Source organism: Mycobacteriales bacterium (assembly GCA_036497565.1).
Lineage (GTDB): Bacteria > Actinomycetota > Actinomycetes > Mycobacteriales > QHCD01 > DASXJE01.
In genome coordinates this window covers 1-23,579 of sequence record DASXJE010000291.1, presented here as the reverse complement: position 1 = coordinate 23,579, position 23,579 = coordinate 1, and the positions used below count along the sequence as shown (strand labels likewise).

Annotated in this window: 22 protein-coding genes; 6 read left to right on the top strand and 16 right to left on the bottom strand. The window is 69.3% G+C overall.

The features are described 5' to 3' along the window. A partial coding sequence (locus VGH85_22555; protein ID HEY2176602.1) for a hypothetical protein occupies positions 1-259 on the bottom strand: 259 nt, incomplete at its 3' end. Between the two features lie 6 nt (positions 260-265). Next, complete coding sequence (locus VGH85_22550; protein HEY2176601.1) at positions 266-1,780, bottom strand: glycosyltransferase family 39 protein; 1,515 nt, start codon at positions 1,778-1,780, stop codon at positions 266-268. 76 nt (positions 1,781-1,856) lie between these two features. On the opposite strand from VGH85_22550, the gene VGH85_22545 reads away from it, so the two are divergent. Further along, the gene (locus VGH85_22545) at positions 1,857-2,684 is read left to right on the top strand and encodes a DUF3626 domain-containing protein (protein ID HEY2176600.1); all 828 of its coding nucleotides are present in this window, start codon (positions 1,857-1,859) and stop codon (positions 2,682-2,684) included. Positions 2,685-2,691: 7 nt separating this feature from the next. Here VGH85_22545 and VGH85_22540 read toward each other — a convergent pair whose 3' ends face one another. Continuing rightward, positions 2,692-3,741 (bottom strand): mandelate racemase/muconate lactonizing enzyme family protein, encoded by a 1,050-nt coding sequence (locus VGH85_22540; GenBank protein ID HEY2176599.1) that lies wholly within the window; start codon positions 3,739-3,741, stop codon positions 2,692-2,694. After that, the gene (locus VGH85_22535; protein ID HEY2176598.1) at positions 3,738-4,838 is read right to left on the bottom strand and encodes a mandelate racemase/muconate lactonizing enzyme family protein; all 1,101 of its coding nucleotides are present in this window, start codon (positions 4,836-4,838) and stop codon (positions 3,738-3,740) included. The genes VGH85_22540 and VGH85_22535 overlap by 4 nt, the downstream gene beginning before the upstream one ends. 226 nt (positions 4,839-5,064) lie before the next feature. On the opposite strand from VGH85_22535, the gene VGH85_22530 reads away from it, so the two are divergent. Genes VGH85_22530 through VGH85_22520 form a run of 3 tightly spaced genes read left to right on the top strand, consistent with a single transcriptional unit; the run spans position 5,065 to position 9,542 of the window. Next, positions 5,065-6,531 carry a hypothetical protein gene (locus VGH85_22530; GenBank protein HEY2176597.1) on the top strand — a complete coding sequence of 489 codons (1,467 nt, stop codon included), beginning with the start codon at positions 5,065-5,067 and terminating at the stop codon, positions 6,529-6,531. Continuing rightward, complete coding sequence (locus VGH85_22525; GenBank protein HEY2176596.1) at positions 6,528-8,717, top strand: alpha-amylase family protein; 2,190 nt, start codon at positions 6,528-6,530, stop codon at positions 8,715-8,717. Before VGH85_22530 ends, VGH85_22525 begins: the two co-directional genes overlap by 4 nt. A 57-nt stretch (positions 8,718-8,774) precedes the next feature. Next, positions 8,775-9,542 carry an aminoglycoside phosphotransferase family protein gene (locus VGH85_22520; protein ID HEY2176595.1) on the top strand — a complete coding sequence of 256 codons (768 nt, stop codon included), beginning with the start codon at positions 8,775-8,777 and terminating at the stop codon, positions 9,540-9,542. A gap of 9 nt (positions 9,543-9,551) precedes the next feature. On the opposite strand, the gene VGH85_22515 is transcribed toward VGH85_22520, so the two are convergent. Next, complete coding sequence (locus VGH85_22515; GenBank protein ID HEY2176594.1) at positions 9,552-10,193, bottom strand: HAD family phosphatase; 642 nt, start codon at positions 10,191-10,193, stop codon at positions 9,552-9,554. Between the two features lie 15 nt (positions 10,194-10,208). Further along, positions 10,209-10,868 (bottom strand): winged helix-turn-helix transcriptional regulator, encoded by a 660-nt coding sequence (locus VGH85_22510; GenBank protein HEY2176593.1) that lies wholly within the window; start codon positions 10,866-10,868, stop codon positions 10,209-10,211. 111 nt (positions 10,869-10,979) lie between these two features. Here VGH85_22510 and VGH85_22505 point away from each other — a divergent pair, with 111 nt between their 5' ends. After that, positions 10,980-12,395, top strand: a complete 1,416-nt coding sequence (locus VGH85_22505) for an MFS transporter (GenBank protein HEY2176592.1) — start codon at positions 10,980-10,982, stop codon at positions 12,393-12,395. On the opposite strand, the gene VGH85_22500 is transcribed toward VGH85_22505, so the two are convergent. The 6 genes from VGH85_22500 to VGH85_22475 form a co-directional block, all read right to left on the bottom strand. Further along, positions 12,379-12,750, bottom strand: a complete 372-nt coding sequence (locus VGH85_22500) for a DUF2203 domain-containing protein (protein HEY2176591.1) — start codon at positions 12,748-12,750, stop codon at positions 12,379-12,381. The two genes, VGH85_22505 and VGH85_22500, sit on opposite strands and share 17 nt — an antisense overlap. 31 nt (positions 12,751-12,781) lie before the next feature. Beyond that, positions 12,782-14,596: an ABC transporter ATP-binding protein gene (locus VGH85_22495; GenBank protein HEY2176590.1), complete on the bottom strand. Its 1,815-nt coding sequence runs from the start codon at positions 14,594-14,596 to the stop codon at positions 12,782-12,784. Beyond that, complete coding sequence (locus VGH85_22490; protein HEY2176589.1) at positions 14,580-16,358, bottom strand: ABC transporter ATP-binding protein; 1,779 nt, start codon at positions 16,356-16,358, stop codon at positions 14,580-14,582. The genes VGH85_22495 and VGH85_22490 overlap by 17 nt, the downstream gene beginning before the upstream one ends. A 111-nt stretch (positions 16,359-16,469) precedes the next feature. After that, on the bottom strand, positions 16,470-17,027 hold the full coding sequence (locus VGH85_22485) for a dihydrofolate reductase family protein (GenBank protein HEY2176588.1): 558 nt from the start codon (positions 17,025-17,027) through the stop codon (positions 16,470-16,472). A gap of 120 nt (positions 17,028-17,147) precedes the next feature. Beyond that, positions 17,148-18,092, bottom strand: coding sequence for a linear amide C-N hydrolase (locus tag VGH85_22480; GenBank protein ID HEY2176587.1), 945 nt, complete (start codon positions 18,090-18,092; stop codon positions 17,148-17,150). Positions 18,093-18,129: 37 nt separating this feature from the next. Then, positions 18,130-18,930, bottom strand: a complete 801-nt coding sequence (locus VGH85_22475; GenBank protein ID HEY2176586.1) for a hypothetical protein — start codon at positions 18,928-18,930, stop codon at positions 18,130-18,132. Between the two features lie 165 nt (positions 18,931-19,095). On the opposite strand from VGH85_22475, the gene VGH85_22470 reads away from it, so the two are divergent. Then, positions 19,096-19,431: a hypothetical protein gene (locus VGH85_22470; GenBank protein ID HEY2176585.1), complete on the top strand. Its 336-nt coding sequence runs from the start codon at positions 19,096-19,098 to the stop codon at positions 19,429-19,431. 123 nt (positions 19,432-19,554) lie between these two features. Here VGH85_22470 and VGH85_22465 read toward each other — a convergent pair whose 3' ends face one another. The 4 genes from VGH85_22465 to VGH85_22450 form a co-directional block, all read right to left on the bottom strand. Beyond that, entirely contained in the window at positions 19,555-20,409 is an 855-nt protein-coding gene (locus VGH85_22465) for a phosphatase PAP2 family protein (GenBank protein HEY2176584.1), read from the bottom strand. A gap of 55 nt (positions 20,410-20,464) precedes the next feature. Next, the gene (locus tag VGH85_22460) at positions 20,465-21,700 is read right to left on the bottom strand and encodes an alpha/beta hydrolase-fold protein (protein ID HEY2176583.1); all 1,236 of its coding nucleotides are present in this window, start codon (positions 21,698-21,700) and stop codon (positions 20,465-20,467) included. An 80-nt stretch (positions 21,701-21,780) separates the two neighbouring features. Then, entirely contained in the window at positions 21,781-23,025 is a 1,245-nt protein-coding gene (locus VGH85_22455; GenBank protein HEY2176582.1) for a HAMP domain-containing sensor histidine kinase, read from the bottom strand. Next, on the bottom strand, positions 23,022-23,579 hold a 558-nt coding region (locus VGH85_22450), incomplete at its 5' end, for a response regulator transcription factor (GenBank protein ID HEY2176581.1). The genes VGH85_22455 and VGH85_22450, both read right to left, overlap by 4 nt.

The following is a 23,579-nucleotide window of genomic DNA, read 5'->3' as shown; positions in this document are numbered from 1 at the left end:
CTGTCCGTGGCGGTACCGGGCTGGGTGAATCGATGCCCGCAGCCAACGCCCGCTGCTCGAGTCGCATCGCGGCGTCCAGCGTCACCCGCCAGGGCAGTTCGGATCCCTTCCAGAACCGCTTGACGAGCACCGGGCCGGAGGCCGTGTCGAGCCACCACGTCTCCTGGCTCACGTGCCGCACCGGTGCGATCGGCGCGGTCGGCCGCCCGAGGTCGAAGGCGTCCGCCACCCGCTCCGCAAACTCCACAGGATCGGTCACGTCGGCCTAGTCCTCGTGTCTCAGCGCGGGCCAGACCGCCTGCCAACCGCCGACCGGACCGCGGCAGACGGCGATGGGTTCGTCCTGTTCTTCGTTGTCGACGTCGACCCCGTTGTCGAGGTGGCCCGCCACGACACAGGACTGGAAGTGCCCCCGGGCTCGGGGAAACTGACCGCCGATGAAGACCACCACGGTTGCTGACGCAGGCGGGCGGGCCTGGTAGTAGAGCTGGTTCTGTCCGCTGTAGACGGGGGGCAGGTGGAACCTGCCGCCGTAACGCTGGATAGCGCCGGCCTCGCCATAGTTGCTGGCATAGACGACGGCCGTACGGCGATCGGCGACCGGGAGCCGCGCGTAGACCGCGTCGATCTGCCCGACGTACGCCGGCCAGCCCACCGAGTCCTGGGCGACCTGGTTGACCGCCGGCACCGGGGTCGAACCAAGCACGGACAGCGGGATCAGCGGAAGGCCCAGAACGAGGCTGACCGCCGAATTCAGCGAGACCCCGGCAACGACGAGCCAACGCCAGCGCGCCAGCCATGCCTCCGCCGGCACGCACCCCACCGCGAACAGCACGGACAACAGGCCGAAGGGGTAGTAGAACTGCGCACCCATCGCAAACACGAGCGCCAGCAGGACCGGAAACGCAGCGGCGAGGAAGCGCACCGGACGCCACTCGGGACGCCGGACCAGGCTCACCAGGCCCGCTGCCCAAATCGGCACCAGTGGCGGCCCGAGGATGAGGAAGAGGAACGGCCACATCATGATGTGGACGTCGCCGGCGTTGTCTCGGGCGAGGGCGCGCCCCATGCTCAGCTGCGGCCAGTGGTGTGTCGCCTGGTAGACCAGGTTCGGCGAGCCGACGATCAGCGCGAGTGTCGCTCCTGCCAGGACCCACTTGGACCAGAGGACCCGGCGCGGCCCGACCAGCGCCAGCCCGGCGGCGAGGGCGGCGAGGAGTACGGCGACGAGCAGCTTGTTGTACATGCTCAGCCCGACGACGAGGCCCGCGGCGAGCCACCACCGCGGTTCCCGTCGCAGCTGCGCCCGGATGACGAAGAGGACCACGGCCGGCCACACCGGCAGATCGATCGTCGAGGTCAGCAGCGCGTGGCCCATGATCAGCGGCAGGGACGCGAAGGCGTAGCCCCAGGCACAGATGGCCTGCGCACCGCGTCCGCCGCCGAGCTCACGGGTGATCAGGACGACGACGTACACCGACAGGACCGTGGCCAGCGTCGCCGGTATCCGCATCGCCCACGGACTGTCAGCGACAACGCGACTGAAGAAGCGGGCCAGCAACGGCGTCAGCGGCGGCTCGTCGACGTAGCCCCACCCGGGGTGCAAGATCCGGAAGTACAGCTCGTCACGGTGGTACCCGTACCGGCCGCTGACGGCAGTGAGAACGACCGCCAACGCCACCATCGCGGAGAAGACCGGCCCGCGGGCCAACTCGGGCAGTGATCGCCGGCTGAACGACGAGCTGGCCGGGTGCGCGGCGTCCGGTGGGCCAGGAATCACCCGGTGACGTTAGCGACCGGACATCACGCCCGCATCACAAAAAGTGCGGTCCGGGCCCGGGGACTAGCCTCGCCGCGTGGAACTGGTCGAATCTGCGCAGGAGTGGGCGATCGCTCACGTCGCGAAGTTGGCGACCGGCGCCCCGATCGACCCGAGTCTTCGGGTGACGCTCAACTTCCATCCGGATCGGCTTCTTGACGGCGTTCCCGTGGTCGAGGCTCTGGTCCGGGACGGGTGCTACCGGTCCCAGTTCGAGACGGGAACCAGCAACGGCGGGCTGACGGCCCACCCCGGTGGGGACCGTTGGGCGTGGGAAAGTCGCATCTTCGGCGGTGCGTATGACGGCGTACCGCCGGTGGAGCGGCCGAAGTACGGGTCGCTGAATTTTCGCCGCCGGGCTATCGGTGGCTCGCCGCGATTCGGGTCCGCGCACCTGCGGCTGCGCGCCGAGGTGTCGACCCGGTCGACCTTCTGCTACCCGGACAGCGTCTTCGACCCGACACACTTCGGCGTGGCCGAGCGCCTGGCACTGATCGACATGGCTGCGGCGGACGACCAGGACCTGCTCGACGACTACATCGAGGCGCAGGTCCATGGACCGCTCCTGGTCGGCCGGGACGTCGAGGCGGTGGTCCTCGATCCCTCCTACCGCGGCACCGACATCGAGCGCTCCGCGGAGAAGATGGCGTGCCCGGTCGAATGGCATGACGGTTTCCGGCTCGGGGTGGACGAGCTGCAGCGCCACCCCGACTACCGCGGGCCGCGGTACGTCGAACTGGGACTCGCGCTGGCCCGCGACGGGCACCTCGATCCGAGGATCATCGGCGACGCGGCCCGGACGGGACGGTACGACGAGCAGGCGCTCAAGCGGGTGTGGCACTACGTCGCCCGCTTCGGCACCTAGCGGACCGTCACTCCCAGTCGAAGCCCGGTCCTTGCGGCGCGAGCGCGCAACCATTCTCCAACCGGGGCCATGCCTGCGCCGATCCCCGAAGACCGGTCTCCAGCCAGATCGCCGTCGGTGCGCAGAGGAGCATGCTGAGCGCCGCCGGTCCACCACCGTGCGACGCATACGGCACGTCGAATGCCGACGCCAACGCCCCGACCGCGCGGAGCTCGGTCGGGCCGCCGGCCCGGCGGAGGTCCGGCTGCACGATGTCACAGCAGCGCTGTTCGAAGAAGGCACGGAACTGGCGGGCGCCGTAGAGGTTCTCGCCGGCGGCGATCGGGATGCGCAGCCGCCGGGTCAGCTCGGCGTAGCCGGCGAAGTCGTCGGCGCGCAGCGGCTCCTCGAACCACTCGACCCCGAGTTCCTCGAACACCTGCCCGCGACGCAGCGCCTCGCTGAGCGTGAGCACCTGGTTGGCGTCGACCATGACCTTGACCGTCGGACCGACCTCGTCGCGCACGGCCCGGATGCGCGCCACGTCGTCGTCGAGTGATCCCGCCCCGACCTTCATCTTGACGCCGAGAAAGCCCTCCGAGACGGCGGCCGCGCATTGGCTACGCAACTGGTCGAGGGTGTAGTTGGCCCAGCCGACCATCGCGTAGGCGGGCACCCGGTCGCGGTAGGCACCCCACAGCTGGTACGTCGGGACGCCGTGCTGCTTGCCGACGAGATCCCACAGTGCGACGTCAACGGCGCTGATGCCGAACGTCGCAAGACCCGCTGTGCCGTGGTATTCGGTCTCCGCCTTCAGGGCCTCGATGATCGCCGGAATCTGATCGGTGTCCTCGCCGATCACCATCGGCGCGAGCTCCTCCTCGATGAGCACCGCGAGCGTCCGCGGTGCGCCGTCGACGCGTCCGAACGACGACGACCCCACACCGACCCGGCCGTCCTCGGCTTCGATCTCGACCGTGACCGAGCCGCCGCCGGTCAGCGTCTGCAACGCATCGCGGATCGGCTCGGCCGCCCGCGGCCGGACGGCGTATGAGACCCGGATCTCCTTTACCTTCATGGCCGCTCACCAGCCCCGACCGCCGCCAGCCGCTGCACGATCTTCTCGTCGAGTTCCACGCCCAGCCCCGGCCTTCCACTCGCTCGCATCCGACCATTCTCGACCAGCACCGGTTCCTCCCAGATCGGCCAGTCGTCCCGTAGCGGGTGTGGCTCGATGTTGTACTCCTGCGGATAGACGCAGTTGGGCGTGCTGATCCACAGATGCAGGTGGGCCAGCGTCCCCACCGTCGGCTGCGTGTTGTGCACCGTGATGGGCTTGTTGAACGTCTGTGCCAACGCCGCGATCTTTTTGAACTCCGTGATCCCGCCGCATTTGATGACGTCCGGCTGGAGGATATCGAGGTTCGCTCGCAGTATCAGGTCCCGGAACTGCCAGCGGGTGTACTCCTGCTCGCCGGCCGCGATCGGGATGTCCACCGCGGCGGCGAGGGCTGCGTAGCCGTCGTGGTCGTGTGCGGCCAAGGGCTCCTCGAAGTGCCAGACGCCGTACTCCTCGAGGCCGCGCGCGATCTTGATCGCCGTGTGCGGGTAGTAGGCGTTGTTGACGTCGACGAGAATGTCGAAGTCGGCGCCGACGGCGGCCCGCATCTCCCGCACGGTGTCGAGGGTCTGGTCGAAGCCGTCGTCGTACATCCACGGCGTCGCAGAATGGATCTTGTAGGCGCGGTAACCCTCCTCCTGGAAGCTGACGGCGCGCTCGGCCTCCTCCTTCGGCGACATTCCCCGCTGCATCGAACTCGCGTAGACCTCTGGTGCCTCCCGGAAGCTTCCGCCGAGGAGTTCGTAGACCGGCCGGCCGGCGACCTTGCCGGCGATGTCCCACAGCGCGATGTCGACACCCGCGATGGCCTCGAGCAGCGCGCCCATCGGGCCGAGCTTGTAGGGGTTGTGGAACATCTTGTGCCACAGCCGCTCGATGTCCGCCGGGTTCTCGCCGACCACCAGCGGGGCGAGCGACTTCTCGACCAGCGTGTGGGTCACGGCGACGTTCATCGGGCTGACCTCGCCTACGCCGACGACGCCTTCGTCGGTGTGCACCCGCACCAGTTGGTACCGCCCCATCAGGACGACGGACTCCACCCGGGTCACCTTCATGATCACCTCGTTTTCAGATACCGAGCCTCCAGGCCGGACACAAGTCTGGCCTCATCACCTCCCGTCGACATATCCCGGCCGGAGCCTTGACGCCCGCATGGTGACCTGCTTACATGCCTCCCACCGCCTGATAGAAGTCAACTTCCACAAAGCGGAAGTTGCCCCGCCGGGTCCGACCCAGAAACCCGTGGATAGCCATCCCAGACACGAGCATTGGAGCCATGTGGTGACCGATCCGTTCGTTGCCATGCAGATCGGCGCGGTGTCCTTCATCGACGAGGGCGTTACGCCGGTGTTGGACACCCTGCAGGAACGTGGGGGAGTCAACGCACTCTTCCTCGCCTCGCCGACCTGGACCCGGGGGACCGGGGGACGGCAGGTGCCGGGACATCCGCTTCCCGACCACGGCCCGCAGGAATACGACCACGACTGGATCGGCGGCAACTACGCCAAGGTGCACGCGGAGAACTACGGAAACACCGTGCTCGGTGCTGCCGGCCGGGCGCCCGAACATCCCGACTGGGACCTGTTCGAAGCGGTTCTGCCCGAGGCGAAGAAACGCGGTATGGCCTCCTACGCGTGGATGGAGGAGAGCGGCTACGCGCAGGCCCTGCGCAACTATCCGAACTTCCCCAAGGTCCTCGAGGTCGACGTGTGGGGCCGGCCCACCACCCGGCCGTGCTTCAACAACCCCGACTACCGCAACTGGCATCTGGGCATCGTCGAGGACTACGTCAAGAACTACAGCCTCGACGGCCTGGCCTGGTGCTCGGAACGCCCCGGCCCGCTCAACCTCGCCATGGAAGGCCCCATCACCCCGGAGTTGGTCAGCTGCTTCTGCCCGCACTGCGAGGAGAAGGCCCGCAACCGCGGCATCGACGTCCGGCGCGCACACGAGGGATACCGCGAGCTCGTCGACTGGAACCACCGGGTGTCACGCGGTCAGCGCCCGGCCGACGGCGCGTTCGTCGCGTTCTGGCGACTGCTTCTGCAGTACCCGGAGATCCTTGCCTGGCAGAACCTGTGGACCGACAGCCAGCGGCAGATCTACCGCGACATCTACGGCGTCGCCAAGGCGTGCAACCGCAACATCGAGGTGGGCTGGCACGTCTACCACAACATCTCCTTCAGTCCGTTCTACCGGGCCGACCAGGATTACGACGAGCTCAGCCGGCTCTCGGACTTCATCAAGGTCGTCGCCTACAACAACTGTGCGGGCCCGCGGTTCCACACCTGGGTCGGGAAGATCTGCCAGAGCCTGTTCGGCGACGCGTCGCCGGACGAGGTCTACCCGTTGATGCTCAAGCTGCTGCAGCTTGACGAGACGACGTACAAGAGCCTGCCCGAGGAGGGTTTCTCGCCGGACTATGTACGCCGGGAGACCGCACGGGCCGTGGCCGGTGTCGACGGCCGCAGCAAGATCTATCCCGGGATCGACATCGACATCCCGGTCGGGCAGGTCGCGGCCGCGATGGAGGACCGGAAGCGCCGTTCGGAGGCGTCGTCGGGCACCAACAGCGACGCCACGTCGGGAGCGGCCCTGACCAGGTGCACCCCAGAGGGAGTGAAGCAAGCGGTGCTGGCGGCGTTCGAAGGCGGTGCTGAAGGCGTCGTACTCAGCCGGAAGTACTCCGAGATGTCGTTGGACAACCTCAGTGGCGCCGGCGCGGCGATCCGGGAGCTGGGCAAGTGAGCGGAACCAATCCGGAGCCGTGGTACCGACGGACCCTGCGGTGGGGCCAGACCAACCTCACCGAAGCCGACCCCGTCCGCTACGACACCGAGTGGTGGCGGGGGTACTGGCGACGTACCCAGGTGCAGGGCGTGATCGTCAACGCAGGCGGGATCGTCGCCTACTACCCCAGCCGCTATCCGCTGCAGCGGCGCGCTGTCAGCCTCGGTGACCGTGACCTCTACGGCGACGTGGTCCGCGCCGCCCGCGACGAGGGCCTCGTGGTCATCGCCCGGATGGACTCCAACCGGGCCGATGAGCAGTTCTACGTCGAGCACCCCGACTGGTTCGCGGTAGACGCGGCAGGCGAGCCCTACCGCGCCGGTGAGCTCTACCTGACCTGCATCAACAGCCCGTACTACAGCGAGTTCATCCCCTCCGTGCTGGTCGAGATCATCGAACGCAGCCAGCCCGAGGGTTTCGCCGACAACAGTTGGAGCGGGCTGGACCGCAACCACATCTGCTATTGCCGATACTGCGTCGACGGGTTCCGGCGGACGAACGGGCTGGACCTGCCGCGGCGGGTCGACTGGGACGATCCGACGTACCGGGCCTGGATCAGGTGGAGCTACGCGAGCCGGCTCGCGGTCTGGGACCTGAACAACGAGTGGACCACCAAGGCCGGCGGCCCGGACTGCCTGTGGATCGGCATGAACGGCGGCCGGGTGGAGGACCAGTCGGTCCGGCTCCGCGACTACAAGGCGATCGGCGAGCGCAGCCCCATCGTGTTCCTCGACTCGCAGCGCCGCTCCGTCGCCAAGGGGTTCCAGGCCAACGCCGACAGCGGGAAGCTCATCCACGACCTCGTCGGCTGGGACACCATGGTCCCGGAGAGCACGGCGCTGTACAACGCGGGCGAGCCGACGTTCCGGCTGGGCAGCAAGCCCGCGGCCGAGGCCCGGATGTGGGCCCTCGAAGGGTTCGCCGCGGGCATCCAGCCCTGGTGGCACCACATCGGCGCCTACCATGAGGACCGGCGCCAGTACCGCACCGCGGAATCGCTGTTCCGGTGGCACGCCGCCAACGAGCGCTACCTCGTCGACCGGTCGCCGGTCGCGACCGTCGGAGTGATCTGGTCGCAGGACAACGTCGACTTCTTCGGCCGGGACGACGCCGATCAGCAGACCGCCTCTCCCTACCGCGGCATCGTCAACGCGTTGCTGCGGGCCCGGATCCCCTATCGGGTCATCCACGCCGACAACGTGGACCGCGAGGCGGCGGGTCTCTCCGCTCTGGTCCTCCCCAACGTCGGGGCGCTGTCCGACGACCAGTGCGCGCAACTGCGCCGGTTCGCCGACGGCGGCGGCGGGATCTTCGCCACCGGTGAGACCAGCCGGTACGACGAGAACGGGACTCCCCGCGACGACTTCGGTCTTGCGGGCCTCTTCGGTGCGCACGCGACCGGGACGCACCACGGGTCGCCGTCGGTACCCGAGGCGACGTGGGCGTCCTGGAGCCGGCACACCTATCTGCGGATCAGTCCGGAGCTCCGGGCCGATGTCGACGGCCCGATCATCGGCACCGAGCCGGTCGTCGATTCGGACCGGCACCCAGTTCTCGACGGCTTCGGCGACACCGACATCCTGCCGTTCGCCGGGCGGCTGGAGGTGGTCCGGACCGACGACGGGACGGAAGCGCCGCTGACGCTGGTACCGCCGTTCCCGATCTACCCGCCGGAGAAGTCGTGGATGGCGGCTCCGCGCAGCGCCGTACCCGGGCTCGTCCTCAGGTCGGTGCCGGGCGGCGGCCGGATCGCCTACCTTCCGGCCGACCTGGATCGCTGCTACGACCGGGACAAGCAGCCCGACCACGGCCAGCTCCTGGCGGGCATCGTGCGGTGGGTGGCCGGCGACGACATCCCGATCACGGTGGACGGACCGGGGCGGCTCGACTGTCACGTCTTCGCCCAGGGTGCGACGCGGATCGTGCACCTCGTCAACCTCACCGGCGCCGGCGACGGGCCGATGGACCAGCATGTCCCCGTCGGCCCGCTCCGGGTGCGGGTGCGCGTGGCAGACTCGGTGGTGCCCGCAACGGCACGGCTTCTCGTCGCGGACACCGCCGCTCCGGCGGCTGCCGACGGGGAGTGGGTCGAGTTCGTCGTGCCATCCGTCACCGACCACGAGGTCGTCGTCCTGAACGGCTGAGTATTGCCGCATCGGCGCAGCACCCACACGATCACGCCATCGGGGGATGGCGCGACCGTGGTCAAGCGTTACCGCAGCGCTGACCGGGGCGAGCCGCACCGGGAATGGGATGCGCTCCGGCTGCTGCACCGCCATGCACCGGGGCTCGCACCGCGACCGCTCGACGGCGACCTCGACGGAAGGTCGCCGTGGGTCGCGATGCAATATCTCACGGGTGCTCCGCTGGGTGGCGTGCCGTTGACCGACCAGCAGGCCGGCGCCGTCGTCGAGTCTCTCGACCGCATGCACGCGAGCGTTCCCGCCCGCGAGCTACGGGCGCTGCCCCCGGACCGCGCCACTCCCCGGGTGCAGCTCGACCGGATCCGACCCCGTCTCGCAGCGCAGCCCCGCCCGGTGTCCGATCCGGTCGTGACGACGGCGTACGACACCGCGGTCCGCTGGTGCCGCGGCGCGGAAGCGGATCGGCTGGCCGGCGAGAGACACCGCACGGTGCTCGCCCGCGCCGATCACAACCTGCCCAACTTCCTCTGGGACGGCGAGCGGGTACGCCTCGTCGACTTCGAGGACTCCGGGCAGGGCGACCGGTGCACCGAGTTCGCGGAGCTCGTCGAGCACATCGCGGCCCGCAGCACGCCGGACCGGACCTGGGAGGCCCTGCTCGACGACCTCACCATGACACCCGCCGAGCGCCGTCGACTGCTGCTCGCCCGCCGGCTCGCGGCAATTTCGTGGTTCCTGCTTCTCCTTCCCGGGCAGGCCGCCGCCGGTCGTAACCCGCCCGGCAGCCTGCAGGCCCAGGCCCTGCGGTTGCTCGGTCTGATCTGAGCCGCGTGGTCAGGCCTTGAGGGGAAGGCCGCGCGCGATGAGATCCTGCCTCAGGTGCGCGGCGCCGGTGAACCTGATCGCCTGGAATCCGAGTCGTGCCGCCGCGACGGCGTTGTGCTCGGTGTCGTCGATGAAGACGGTGCTCGCGGGCACGAGCCCGTAGCGGTCGGTGAGGATCTCGAAGATCCGGGGGTCGGGTTTGGTCACGCCCTCGTATCCGGAGATGACCTGGCCGGCGAAGTGGTCTTCGAGGAAAGGGAACCGTTGCTGGGCCATCGGATAGACCTCGCCCGGCCAGTTGGACAGCAGGTACAGCGGGATTCCAGCCGACTTGAGGTCGGCGGCGATGACCACGGTCTCCTCGATGGCGCCGGCCCACGTCTCGTCGAAGCGCTTGTGCCAGGCGGAGATCAATGCCGCATGTTGCGGGTACTGCGCCACGAGCTCGGCTACCCCTTGCTCCATCGGGTAGCCGGCGTCGTGGCGGGTGTGCCATTCCTGCGTGCAGACCGTCGCGAGGAACTCCTCCATCGCCGACTCGTCGTCGATCAGCTTGCGGTAGAGGTGGCGGTAGTTGGCGTCGACGAGCACGCCGCCGATGTCGAAGACCACGGCGTCGACCGCGGCAGGTGCGGCGGCGGATGAACTCACGCCCGCCATTCTTCGCTATGCGGGGGCGGGGACGGCGCCGGGGACTTGCACTGCTGCGAAGAGTCGTTCGGCGACCGCGCCGTCACCAGTGAGGGTCACCGCGCCGCCCGCGAGTTCGCCGAGCAGCGGTCCGTTGCCGAGCAGGTCGCGGAACGTGCGGGCGTCGGTCGCGATGGTGGCGTCCGGATCGGCGGCCGACCCGCGCTCGACGCTGATCGCGCCTCCGGTCACGCGTACGGCGAACCGGTCGTCGTCGAAGCGCACCTCGTAGGTGGCGTCCCAGTCGGTGGCGTCGGTGGTGAAGTAGGTCCGCAGCGCAAGGACGATCGAGTCGACGCTGACGTGGCCCGAGCCGTCGAGCAACGGCGAGCGGACACCCCAGGTGCCCAGCGCGAGCATGATCGGCTCGAGTTCGCGGCCCCACTCGGTCAGCTCGTAGACCCACGCCCGGGCCGGCGGTCCCATCCGGCGCCGGCGTACGACGCCGACCTGCTCTAGCTGGCGGAGCCGCTCGGACAGCACGTTGGGGCTCGCGCCAGCCAGCCCCGCGTCGAGGTCGGAGAAACGCTTGGGACCGAGCAACAACTCGCGGACGACCAGCATCGCCCAGCGTTCACCGACGAGGTCCAGCGCATGCGCCATGCCGCACGCCTCGCCGTAGGTACGACTCGTCATGACGTGACCCTACCCCATCGATCGATTCTTTCGCAGTAACTACTTGCAAATTAGGAGTAGAGCCTCCTACGGTGCTATCTGTCCCTGACGGTAGAGGCAACGGAGGCGGTCATGACAGCACGATCCACCAGTCGCTGGGTCCTCGGACTCGCCTCCGTAGCGTCGTTCATGGTGGCGCTCGACATCCTCGTCGTGACCACGGCGCTGACCACCATCCGGCAAGCGCTGGGCGCGTCGGTCGAGTCGCTGGAATGGACGGTCACCGCCTACAACCTGACCTTCGCGGTGCTGCTGATGATCGCCTCGGCGCTCGGTGATCGATACGGACGGCGGCGCCTGTTCGCCGCCGGCATCGCGCTGTTCACCCTCGGGTCGGCGATCTGCGCCGCCAGTCCGGACGCGAGAGTGCTCGTCGTCGGGCGGTCTGTGCAGGGTGTCGGCGCCGCTGTGGTGTCGCCATTGGCGTTCGCGCTCGTGGGCGCGGCCTTTCCGGCCGAGCGACGCGGCCGGGCGCTCGGACTGGTGGCCGGGGTGACCGGCCTGGCCACGCTCGCCGGGCCCGTGATCGGAGGAGTGATCAGCGCGACGATCGGCTGGAATTGGATCTTCTGGATCAACGTGCCGATCGGCCTGATCAGCGTTCCACTCGTCCTGTCCCGGATCGAAGAGAGCTACGGCGCGGCCCGTCGGCTCGACGTACCCGGCCTCGTCCTCGTCACCGGTGCCTGCCTTGGTCTGGTCTGGGGGCTGGTGCGCGCCGCCGGCGCCGGGGTGGGCGGCGGCGAGGTGGCAGCCGCGCTCGTGGCCGGTGCGGTCGCTGCCGTCGCGTTCGTGGTCCGCGAGCGACGCGCACCTGAGCCCATGCTGCCGATGCGGTTTTTCCGCATCCGGGCGTTCGCGGCGGGCAACGTCGTCACCATGCTGCACTCGGCCGTCATCATGGGGACCGTCTTCTGGATGGCGCAGTTCCTGCAGTCCGGGCTCGGCTACGGGCCGCTCGGTGCCGGCCTGCGCATGCTGCCCTGGACGGGCACCATGCCGGTCGTCGCCCCGCTGGCCGGAGCCCTCGCCGACCGGTTCGGAAACCGGGTGGTGATGGTCGGCGGGCTGACGCTGCAGGGCGCGGGGCTCGCCTGGCTCGCGGTGGTGGCCGCGCCGGGTCTCGCGTATCCAGTCATGGTTCCGGCACTGGTGATCGCCGGGATCGGCGGTTCCGCCGTGTTTCCCGCCGTGCAGAGCGCGGTGGTCGGCGCGGTAGGCCCGGCAGCGGTCGGGCAGGCGGCGGGCGCCAACAGCATGCTCCGCGAGGTCGGCGGCATGATTGGCATCGCGGTCCTCAGCGCGGTCTTCGCCGTCGTCGGCGGGTTCGCCTCGGCGCGTGTCTTCAGCGACGGCTTCGGCGCGGCGATCGGCGTGGCGAGCGGGCTCGCCTTCGCCGGTGCATTGGCGAGCATCGTGGTTCCCCGACCGCGCGCCGTACCCGCGCCGACGGCGGATCCGGCTGTCGTCGCTACCCCGGCGTCGTGAGTGGTCGCCGGCCGGCGAACCCGAGGTCGAGCCGGTGATACCACTCCAGCCCCGCGTCACCTTCCAGCCAGCACAGCAACACCGGTACATCGTCCAGCTCGGCCGGAAAGTCGAGGAGCAGCGGGGCGAAGCCCTTCAGCTCGACACCGGTCTGCTGGATCCCGGTCATCAGCTCGTCCAGCCTGGCCTGCGCCGCCTTGAACTCCGGCAGCCCGCCGAGCGGCGTCGGCGCCTGCCCGGGGCCGAGCGAGGCGGCGAGTTCGGCCGCATCGGCCCGGATGACCACGAACTCGTCGAGGGTAGGTCGAAGGCCGGCGAGCTCAGCCCGCGCCTCCGCCACGTCGAACAGCGCCATACCCAAAGCCTCCCATCCGGAGCCCGGCCGGTCACCGGTAGGCGCGCGCCTGGATCTCGAAGAGCTCGGCGTACAGGCCGTTGCGGGCCATCAGGTCGGCGTGGCTGCCGGTCTCGACGATCCGGCCGCCGTCGAGTACGACGATGAGGTCGGCCATCCGCACGGTGGAGAACCGGTGCGACACCAGCAACGTGATCGCGCCGCTCGCCGCGCGCAGCTCCTGCGCGGCGCGGGTCCAGCTCTCGAAGAGCCGGTGCTCGGACTCCGCGTCCAGGGCCGCCGTCGGCTCGTCGAGGAGGAGCAGCAGCGGCCGGGTGCGCATCATCGCCCGGCCGATGGCGAGCTTCTGCCACTGCCCGCCGGACAGCTCGACGCCGCCTGGCCAGCTCGGCCCGAGCTGCGTGCGCAGGCCGTCCGGCAACGACGCCAGCACGTCCTCCGACGCCGCCCGCTCCAGCGCCGCACCGGCGGCCGACGCATCGTCCACTACGGAGAGATCGCCGATACCGATCGTCTCCTGCGCGACGAACTCGAACCGGGCGTGATCCTGGAAGCCCGCCGAGATCCGCTCCCGCCACCGCACCGGGTCGATCCGGGCGAGGTCCGTGTCGTCGACCCACATCTGCCCGCCGGACGGCCGGTAGAGCCCGGCCAGCAGCTTGACGAGGGTCGACTTGCCCGCGCCGTTGTCGCCGACGAGGGCGACGGTCGATCCGGCCGGCAGCAGCAGGTCGACGCCGTGCAGGGTGTCGGTCTCCCGGCCGGGGTAGCGGTAGGAGACGTCCTGCACGCGGATACCCACGTCGAGACGATCCGGCGCAGCGTCGTCGGCGGAACGTCCGCCGGTCGCCCCGGCGGCGACCTGTTCGAGGTGGACGAACCGGCCGGCCGCGATCAGGGTCCGGATCAGCCACTGCCCGAGCTCGGCCGAATTGGAGACCAGCGTTAGCACTTGACCTGCGAGCACGGCGACGAGAAGTACGTCGCCGACACTCGTCCGGCCGTCCACCGCGCGTTGGGTGACCAGCACGATCGCGCCGATGTAGCCGACCAGGAAGGTGAACCGGGTCGCGAAGCGGATCGCCTCGCCCTGCGCCTGGAGTCGGGCCTGGATCCGGCGTACGTCCCGCTGCGCGTCGTGGAACCGACCCAGCAGTTCATCTCGCAGCCGGAACAGTCGGATCTCCTTGGCCGCTGCGCTGCCGGTGACCAGGTGGAACAGCGACGCGCCCCGCCGCAACGGATCGGCGGCCAGCTCGTTTCCGCGGTTGTAGAGCCCGCTCGCCCGGCCGCTGAGGAGCAGGGACGGCAGCCCGAAGAGTGGCAGCAGCAGGAGCACCGGATCGACCGCCGCGAGCAGGACGATCGTGATGACGATGCGGAGCAGCGTCTCGGCGGCATTGACCAGCGCAGGTATCACGTTGCCGAACGCCCACGAATCATCCTCGAGCAGCTCCAGCTGCATCAGGTGCGCCGGCGTCTCGTGGATCTCGAGAGTCGGAGTCCGGCCGACCACTTCCAGCAACCGCCGCTCGATCAGGTGGTGGGCGTGGTCGTTGAGGGTCATCTGCACCCGCGAGACCGCGTAGTCAAGTCCGGCGAGTGCGGCGACCGACACGGCGATCGCCGAGGTGGCGAGCACCGCTTCGGCGAGGTGATGCCCCGTCACGGCGTCGACCAATAGTTTCAGCCACACCGCGAACAGCGAGCCGACGACCGCCACGGCGGCGTGCAGCACCAGCGTCAGGACGCAGCGGCGGCGGTCGGCCGCCCACGCGAAGCCGAACATCGTCCGGGCGACCTGCAGCCGGCCGACGCCCGCGGCGGAATCAGCCACTGTGATCACCGACGTAACGGTCGGCCTGCAACCGGAACATGTGCGCGTAACGGCCGCCCGCGGCGACGAGGTCGGCGTGGCTGCCGTCCTCGACCACGCGGCCGGCATCGAGGACGACGATCCGGTCGGCCCGCCGTACCGTCGAGAATCGGTGGCTGATCAGAACCGTCGTCAAGCCGCGGGTCAGATCCAGGAACCGGTCGAAGAGATCCGCTTCGGCGCGGACGTCGAGGTGCGCGGTCGGCTCGTCCAGCACGAGCACCCGCGCACCGCCTTCGACCGCCATCAGGGCCCGGGCGAGCGCGATCCGCTGCCACTGCCCGCCGGACAGGTCGACGCCACCGTCGAACCGCCGCGACAGCGTGGTGTCCAGCCCGCGGGGCAGGCCGTCGACCAGCGCCTTCGCGCCGGCACTGTGGGCAGCCGCCTGCACGCGCGCGTCGCTGCCGGGGTCGCCGAGCATCTCCACCGCGCCGAATCCGACGTTCTCCCGGGCCGGGAGCTCGTAGTGCACGAAGTCCTGGAAGATCGCGCCGACCGCGCGCCGCCAGCTCGCGGTGGTCAGGGCGGACAGGTCGGTGCCGTCGACCGTGATACGGCCGCGCTGCGGGTGACACAGGCCGGTGAGCAGCTTGACGAGCGTCGTCTTGCCCGCGCCGTTGATGCCGACGACCGCCAGCGACGTCCCGGCCTCGATCTCGAGGTCGAAGTCGTCGTAGACCGGCTCCGACCGGCCCGGGTAGGTGAAGGACAGGTGCTCGAACCGGATGCTGCGCGCCGGCAGCGCGTCGGCGGTGCGTCCGGCGACCTCACCGGGCCGGTCGGCCACCATGTCCTGCAGCGCGTGCACCTCCGGCACCGGTACTGCGCCGTTCTCGATCCAGATGTCGCCCTGCTGGCTGGCGAGCAGTGCCATACCGAAGATGGCCTGCGTGGCGACCGCGAGACCGCCGAGCCCCAGCGACCCGGTCCACGCGCTGCGTACGACGAGCGCAGTCGCCCCGGCGTTGCCGAGGAACAACGCGGTGCTCCATGCGGCCATCACCCGATGGTCGGCCCGGCGGGCGCGCTGCAGCTCGGCCATCACCTGCCGCCACTGGCCGGTGAACCGGTCGGCGATCCACTCGACCAGTCCGAAGATCCGCAGCTCCTTCGCCCAGTCCGGCATCGTGCCCAGCCGTTTCAGGTAGTCCGCACGGCGCAGGGGCTCCGCCCAGAAGGGATTGGCTCGGTAGTAGCTCGCCTGCAGCGCGCGGCCGAAGAGCACCCACAGCAGCGCCAGCGGAATTGCCGCGTAGGGGAAGTAGACGGCCAGCAGGACCGCCGACGCCGCACCTTGCGAGAGGGTCTGCCACTTCGTGCTCAGGCCGGAGACGAGCTCGCCCGGTCCGTACGCCGCCATCTTCCGGGCCCGGTCGAGTGCCGCCGCCTTCTCCGGGTCGTCGAAGAGGTCGAGGTCGGGCCAGTCCATGGCCGCCGCCATGATCGCGCCGAGCAGGTGCGCGTCGAACCGCCGGTAGAGATCGTTGGAGGTGACCGCCTTGACGCTGCTGACGAGCTCCTGCACGACGAGTACGACGCCGATCCAGACCAGGGTGAGCACGACGCGGTGCCCGCCGGCGGAGCCGAATCCGCCGCTCACGGCGGCCGGCAGCGCGCCGATCAGCACGCCGACGAGCGCGGCGAACGCGGCCGGCAGGGCGCCTTCGATAAGCGCGAAGGCGGCCAGCAACGCGGTACGGCCGGGAAACGCCTGAAACAACGTTCGCACGGCCGCCCGACGTGACGCGCGACGACTGCTCACAGCCGGCTAACTCTGCCTGGGTCAGCCGGCTCCGGCAACCGGGTTCCCGGTGGCTCCTAGTGCTGACCTGCCTCACCGTTATTCCCCTGGCGTCTTCGGGACCGCGTAGCGAAGCACCGTGGTCTCGCCCTCCACGTGGGAGGCGATCGCCTCCAGTCTGATCGGAGCGCCCCCGGCGCTCTCAAAGAAGCGAACGCCCCCGCCGACGAGGACCGGAGCAATGTGCACGATGATCTCGTCCAGCAGCCCGGCCTCGAGACACTGCCGGGCGACATTGGCGCCAAGGATGACCACATTCGCGCCATCCGCGGCCTTCTTGGCAAGTGTCACCGCCTCCTCGATCCCCATGTCGAGGAACTGGCCGGTCACACCCTTCACGACCGGGGGCTGCGCCGGCGGATCATGGCGCAACACAAAGAACGGCCCGCGAAAGGCGCCTCCGTAGAAGCCCGGTTGCAGGCGATCCTCGACATCCTGCGTACGCCGGCCAACCAGCAACGCTCCCGTCGATCGAACAACCTCGTCGGCGGTCTCGCCTGACCCGCCATCGACGTCGAAAACCCACCCCATGTCATCGTCCGGCCCCGCTATGAAGCCGTCCAGACTCAACGGCGTGTGCCAGAGCACCTTCCCCATCCTCGCTCACCCTTCTTAAAGCAGGTACAACCCTGTCGACCGGGATCATCCCCAAAACTCATCGGCGTTCGACGTGGTCGTCGGCGGGCGTGGGCAGGGCGAACGTTGCCTGCTGCGGCACTAGTAGGGCAGCGGCTGGGCCCAGGTCGTCAGGTCGGGCGCGATGTCCCCGGCCAGACCCGACTTCTCCATCTGCAGGGCTCGGATCGGTGCCCCGGCAGAAAGGTCGATGTCATCGAGCGAGAGCCAGGTCAGCGCCGGGCTGAGGCGTGACCAGAAGTAGTAGGTGCGGCTGGTGAGGTCGATCGCCGACATCCACCATGTCGGGTAGACGCTGAAGTCGTCGTACGGCGCTCCCGGCGGGACCGCCACGTTGCTGCCGATGTGGATGACGCCCGCGACGGCCTCGTCGACGTTCTGTGGCGGCGGCAGGTGCTCCAGGAAGTAGGTGGCGCGCACGAACCGGTCGGTGGACAGGATGTCACCGGGCAGCGGAAGGTCGCCGCCGAACGGCCGGTAGCGGTGCAGGTTGGCGAGCTGGTCGTCGAACAGCGGGTCGTTGGCCATCACGCCGAATTCCGCGCCGTGGTGGACGACGAGCTTCCCGTCGATCGCTTCGATGATCGCCGAGTCACCCGTCACGTCGTCGATCGCCAGGTGGCAGTTCAGGCGCTGGCCGCGCAACGGGTTCGAGGTGATCCGAATGCTCGACATGGCGTCGACCGCGTCGGCGACGGTGGCGAAGTTGTCGAGGACCCACTGTCCCCAATGGGTGTTCGCGACAGCCGGCCGTGCGTCGGGAGCGCCGAAGTCGGCGGCCTCGAGATACAGCAGATGCGCACCGAGTCCCTGGTCGTTCACGCCGTCCGAGGTACCCGCATCCCACATGCTCAGCCCGACGCTGCCGTACCGCGACTGCCAGCTCAACCCGTCGGGTACGCCGCCGCTACGGTGCATTCCGGCCGGAAGCGTCCAGAGCCGCGGCTCGTCGCTGACCTGCCAGTCCATGGTGCGGGAGACGACCTTGGCGACGTCGTTGTCCGACCAGAATATGCGCGTACACATCGGCGCCCCCAAAAGACACTTCGCCGTACCGCCGATACTACGTTCCGGTGCGGCCGCTCTGCGGTGCTTCCCGAGACGTCGCCGTCATGTAGCCGACGAGTCCCACGATGACGAGCGCCAGGACCAGACTGACCGGACCCGTTCCCAGATCGAGGCCGCCGCGCACGTGCGATACGCCGAACCAGTCCGCGAACGACGCCCCAAGTGGCCGCGTGATGATGTAGGCGAACCAGAACGCGAGGATCGAGTTGAGGCCGAACCATCGATACCCGACCGCCGGTACGGCGATCACCGCGGCGAACAGCACGCCCGAGGCGAGGTATCCGAGGTGCAGGGTGACGGCGGTCATGTCACCCGCGGCGGTGCCGAGCGCGAAGGTCGCCATCACGGCCGCCCAGTAGAAGACCTCGCGGCGAGGCGTGTCGATGCTGTGGATGGACAGCGTCTTCTCCGTGGCGTGCCAGACGATGAAGACCGTGGCGAGTACGACCGCGAAGAATGTGGTCGACACCAGGTAGGGGACACCGAACCCGACGTGGAGGACATCCGCGGCCATCGTCCCGAAGACCCCGACCATGGCCACGGCGAGCCAGTATTTCCACGGGACATAGTGCTTCGCCCTGAACTGGATGGTGATTGCAATGGCGAGCGCAACAGCGCCCAGTGCGACGGCGACCACCGGAGGAAGGCCGTGCACGAGGAAGTCCGAAGTGGACTCACCCATCGCGGTCGTCAGCGCTTTGGTGATCCAGAAGGCGACCGTCACCTCCGGAACCTTGACGGCCGCCCGACGAAGGGTGGCGGTTCCGCTGTCCCGTCGCGCTCGATCGGTGGTCATCGGGAGAGTGTCGCAGGCGAAGGAAAACACACGGTTAGAGCTCGACAAGACGTTCTTGGCGAAGCCTTGTGACGATCGCTATTCCCCTTGCAGAGCAGGCAATCCCGTGACCGACCGCGGTAGAGTGAAGCCAATCGCCAAGCCGCCCCACCGGAAGGAATAGCCGTGACCGACCTAGAGATTTCGAGCTCGGTCCGGCCGGCGTCGCGAGAGATGATGGAGCCCCGGCTGCGACTGAAGCTCGAGTTGCTCTTCGTCACCGGTCAGCAGATGCACGTCCGGGTCGCCGTTCCGTGCTCCGTCGCCGGACAGGAGTGGGGACCGGGCCCCTATGCCACTCTCGACGAGGTGCGGACCGCGCTACTCGCCCAGATCCGGGTGCGCGACCGGTGGGTGCTGGCCAGCAGCCCCGACGAGCCCGACCGGTCGGCCGGGTTCTTGTGCGGCGATCTGGTCGTGAACGCCGACAAGCTCCTGCACGCCGTGATCACGCCCGCGTAGTTCTGTTTCATCGACCCGGACGTGGAGGGCGGCCCCGGCCAGCCATGGGGAGGTGGCCGGGACCGCTGGTCACCTAAACTACTACAAGGAAGTAGTAGTTGCGAGTGGTCGGGAGAAGCTGAGTCAGGTCGTTACCCGGTGTCGCTCTGTCGGGTCACCGGCATCGGCTGCGCCGACCGGCGTCCCCGGATGAGGTTGCCGTGCGGTGGCCGGGTGGTCGAGCACCATCGCGGCGCCGACCATGACCGCTAGCAGCATCGTGCCCACGATCCAGCCACCGAAGACGTCGGTGACCCAGTGCTGGGACAGGTAGATCCGGGCGAAGCCTTCGATGTAGACCGCGACCCCGAAGAGGGTCCACACGCCGACACCGATCCGGGAGCGGTTGGCGTTGAAGTAGCGGAGCAGCAGGTAGATGGCCAGCCCGGCGACACACAGCAGGCGGGCGCAGCCGCCGGACGGGAACGTGCCCAGCGTGGTGGGCGGATGGCCCCGATGGGCAAGCAGTTTCAGGGTGTGCTGCATCTGATGCTCGAGCTCGTAGGCGACGACCATCAGCACCGCGGGGGTGAGCGCGGTGATTCCGCGCCGTCGGATCCACCACAGGACGGTGAGTACGACGGCCGCGACCACCGTGATGATCTGCGTCTCCCGGTTGTTGCCCATCTGGGTCAGTACCCGCATCGCCGGGCTGAGCCAGGAGACGTCGGCCCGCGGTCGGATCCACGCGAAGGCCGTGTGGTCGGCCGGGTCGAGTTCACGGGCGATGTAGCCGACGACCCAACCCAGCGCCCAGACGACGCCGGAGCCGGCGGCGATCGTGAGAACGAAGCCGGCGACCCGGCCGAACCCGCCGTAAACCCGGTCGGAGAACCGTGGCGGCCGACTCCGCCACCAGGACCCGGTGTGCGCACCCAGCCCCACGGCCGCGCCGACCGCCACCACGACGACGATGCCCGCGACGAAGAACCAACCCATCACCTGCACGAAAACCCCCTTGTGCAACGGACGCCGGTGCCCGTCACGATGTCTACTAGTGCTTGTGATGAGGTCCGAGTGCGACCTCGCCCGCATGCTGCGCCGTGGGACTGGGGTGGAAGCCGGGAACGGTGCGGCCGAGCCAGTCGAGGGCGCGGTTGAGCAGCGCTTCCCACACACTCGACCGGTGCCCGGCGTGGGTCAGGATGTCCGCGTTGATCGACGTGGGCGCGCGCGCCGCCGCGAGCAGTTTCTGGGTCGACGGAAACGACAGATCGTCGCGGCGGGAGCTCTCCAACCACAGCGCGACCGGCGGTGGGTTGCGCTTCGCCAGCGCGGGCAGATCGTAGTGCCCGGTGAGCCAGCTGTTGCGGGGGTACGGGTGGTAGTCACCGAACGAGGGGAGGAAGTAGCCGCCGAGGATGATGCCGGCGGAGTAGGTCTGCGGGTGCAGCATCGTCGACATCGCCGCGCACCACCCGCCCATCGACAGGCCGATCGTCGACCAGGACGTGCGGGCGGTCTGCACGCGGAAGTGTTGCTTGACCCAGGTGGGGATGTCCTGGGTGATCCAGGTTTCGATCTGCGCGGTGCCGCGGACGCCGTTGAGACATTCGGTGTCGACGTCGTTGGGGATCTCCAGCTGCGGCGCGACGATCATGGTGTCGGCGATCTTGCCCGCAGCGACCTGGGAGTCAAGGTGGGTGTTGAGGTGGATCGCGTCGATGCCCTGGAACGGTGCGCCGGGAAAGCCGTGGTAGGCCTCGAGTACAGGGTAGTGGTGGTCGACGTACCGCGCGTCGCCGTAGGTCTTGGGGAGTACGACGCCGACGGTGCCGGTGAGGCCGCTCCGCGGGCCGTGCACGGTGTAGGTACGGAGCCGGTCGGCGACCCCGGCTTCCGCCACGAGCTTGTCGTAGGCGAGGCGGGCCTTCACCCGGTGCCGGCGGGCGCGGCGGGGTGGGGTGGTGGGGATGGCTTTCGATCCGAACGTCTGCGCGGTGCTGCCGCCGCTGTGCTCGGCGGTAACTTTCGGGGGGCTGCTGAACAGGCTGCTGCCCAGGTCCGTCCAGTCTGCGTAGAACTGGTAGGTGTCGTTCAGGGCGGTGCCCGCGACCAGCAACACCAGGGCGTTGACGGTCAGCAGCAGCCCGGCCCGGGTCAGCAGAGCCCGCGCCTTCGCCGGTACGCCGTCCCGCCGCGCGTGCGGCCAACACAGCACGGTGATGACGAACGCCGCAATCGCGGCGCCCACCGTCAGGACGAAGAACCACGTTCCGGTCAGAGTCACCCGACATCCCTCACGACGAAAACAACGTGCGGTGGTCCGCGATCATCCCTCTACCAAAGGTCTTTGGGCCTTCCGGGGGACTACTGAAGAGGCGGCCGCGGGTCAACGCGCTCGAGTGCTGGAAGGACCATCGTGACCGTCGCTCCGACGCCCGGGCGGCCGTCGAGGTCCAGCCGACCGCGGTGCGCCTGCACCACCTCCCGCACCAGCGCCAGGCCGAGACCGAACCGCCGTCCATGGCCCGATGCCTGCTCACCGCGGCCGAATCGGCGCAGCAGAGTGTCGGCGATCTCGGGGTCCAGGCCCTCGCCGTCATCGGCCACCGTCAGGACCACCTCGTCGCCACGGCGTCGTACGCCGACCGTCACGTGACCTCCGGTTCGGTTATGGGCCAGCGCATTGTCGACCAGGGCACCCACGGCCCGGTGCAGAGACGAGCGGACCCCCGCGACCACCCCCTCATTCGGCGACGACGCCTCGAACCGGAGCTCGACCCCGAGTTCTTCTGCGTACGGAGCGAATGCGCGGACGACGTCGGCGCCCACCGCGGCCAGGTCGACCCGCTCCTGCCGGTCGGGTCGGTGTTGCAGCTCGGCCGAGAGCAGCAGATCCTCCACCACCTCGCCGAGCGCGCGGGTGTCCGCCACCAGTTCGCGTACCTGGTCGGTCAGGGCCGGATCGTTGTTCGCGCCGACGTGTCGGGAGAGGATCTGGGCACGGGTGTGCAGCACGGTCAGCGGCGTCCGTAGCTCGTGGCTCGCGTCGGCGACGAATCGCCGCTGCAGCGCGAGGGCGTCACCGAGCGGGCGGGTGGCGCGGCGCCCGATCAGGCCACCGATGACGGCGGCCCCCACGATGCCGATCACGCCCGCCAGCAGGAGTGCACGTCCCAGTCGGTCGCGTTCCTCGCCGAGCTCACCGGTGTTGAGTACGGCGACGAAGCGGGTGCCGTTCGCCCGGACCGACGTGAAGGCCTGATAGCTGTCCGAACCGACGGTGAACGTCGACCGGCCCAGACCGAACTTCGACGGGTCGAGCCCGGTGAGCCTCGCCGGCGCACCCGGACTGCGTTGTAGCCGGCCGTCCGCGGACCGCGCGAGCAAAACGACCCCGGCGGGCGGATCGGTGACGTCGTCGGCGGTCCTCGCGGCGGTACGCACCGTCTCCTGCACCCGTGCGGTCTGCGCCCGAGCATCGACGAGGAAGGCGATTCCGGCGACCGCGACGACGACGATCGCCACCGCGACCCCGGTCTGTACGGCGATTGCGCGCGTCGCCCGTCGCAGGAGCGCACGATCCGCCGGCGCTGCGCCCGACCGGTTCACCAGGTGCCCGCGCGGTAGCCGACGCCGTGCACCGTCGCCACTGCCTGTCGACCGAGTTTGCGGCGCAGGTAGTGCACGCATGCGTCGACGGCCGCCGGGCGCTCGGCATCGCCGAATGCGCCCTGCAGCAGTTCTTCGCGCGTGTAGACCCGGCTTGGCCGGCTGACCAGCATCCGCAGCAGCGCGCATTCCCGGTCGGAGAGACCGACGACGACGGTGCCGTCAGCCGACTGGACCCGGCGGTGGACGAGGTCGAGCCGGCCGGCGCCGAACGGGAGGGTGTCGGCGCGATCCGCATGCCGCCGGAGGAGTGCACGGAGCCGGGCGAGCAACTCGTCGATCTCGAACGGCTTGACCAGGTAGTCCTGCGCCCCCGCGTCCAGACCTTCGACCCTGTCGGCGAGCGTCCCCCGCGCGGTGAGGATCAACGCCGGCGAGCCGACCGACCGCGACCGGAGCCGGCCGAGCAGGTCGACCCCCTCGATCGCAGGCAGGCCCCGGTCGATCACCATCACGTCGAACGGGCGGGTCAGGCCGAGGTGCAGGCCGCGCTG

Bases quoted from the DNA above. Each gene is read 5' to 3' on its own strand.
- VGH85_22540 (HEY2176599.1), bottom strand. From the start codon at position 3,741: ATGAAGGTAAAGGAGATCCGGGTCTCATACGCCGTCCGGCCGCGGGCG.
- VGH85_22535 (HEY2176598.1), bottom strand. From the start codon at position 4,838: ATGAAGGTGACCCGGGTGGAGTCCGTCGTCCTGATGGGGCGGTACCAA.
- VGH85_22510 (HEY2176593.1), bottom strand. From the start codon at position 10,868: ATGACGAGTCGTACCTACGGCGAGGCGTGCGGCATGGCGCATGCGCTG.
- VGH85_22505 (HEY2176592.1), top strand. From the start codon at position 10,980: ATGACAGCACGATCCACCAGTCGCTGGGTCCTCGGACTCGCCTCCGTA.
- VGH85_22500 (HEY2176591.1), bottom strand. From the start codon at position 12,750: ATGGCGCTGTTCGACGTGGCGGAGGCGCGGGCTGAGCTCGCCGGCCTT.
- VGH85_22485 (HEY2176588.1), bottom strand. From the start codon at position 17,027: ATGGGGAAGGTGCTCTGGCACACGCCGTTGAGTCTGGACGGCTTCATA.
- VGH85_22480 (HEY2176587.1), bottom strand. From the start codon at position 18,092: ATGTGTACGCGCATATTCTGGTCGGACAACGACGTCGCCAAGGTCGTC.
- VGH85_22475 (HEY2176586.1), bottom strand. From the start codon at position 18,930: ATGACCACCGATCGAGCGCGACGGGACAGCGGAACCGCCACCCTTCGT.
- VGH85_22465 (HEY2176584.1), bottom strand. From the start codon at position 20,409: ATGGGTTGGTTCTTCGTCGCGGGCATCGTCGTCGTGGTGGCGGTCGGC.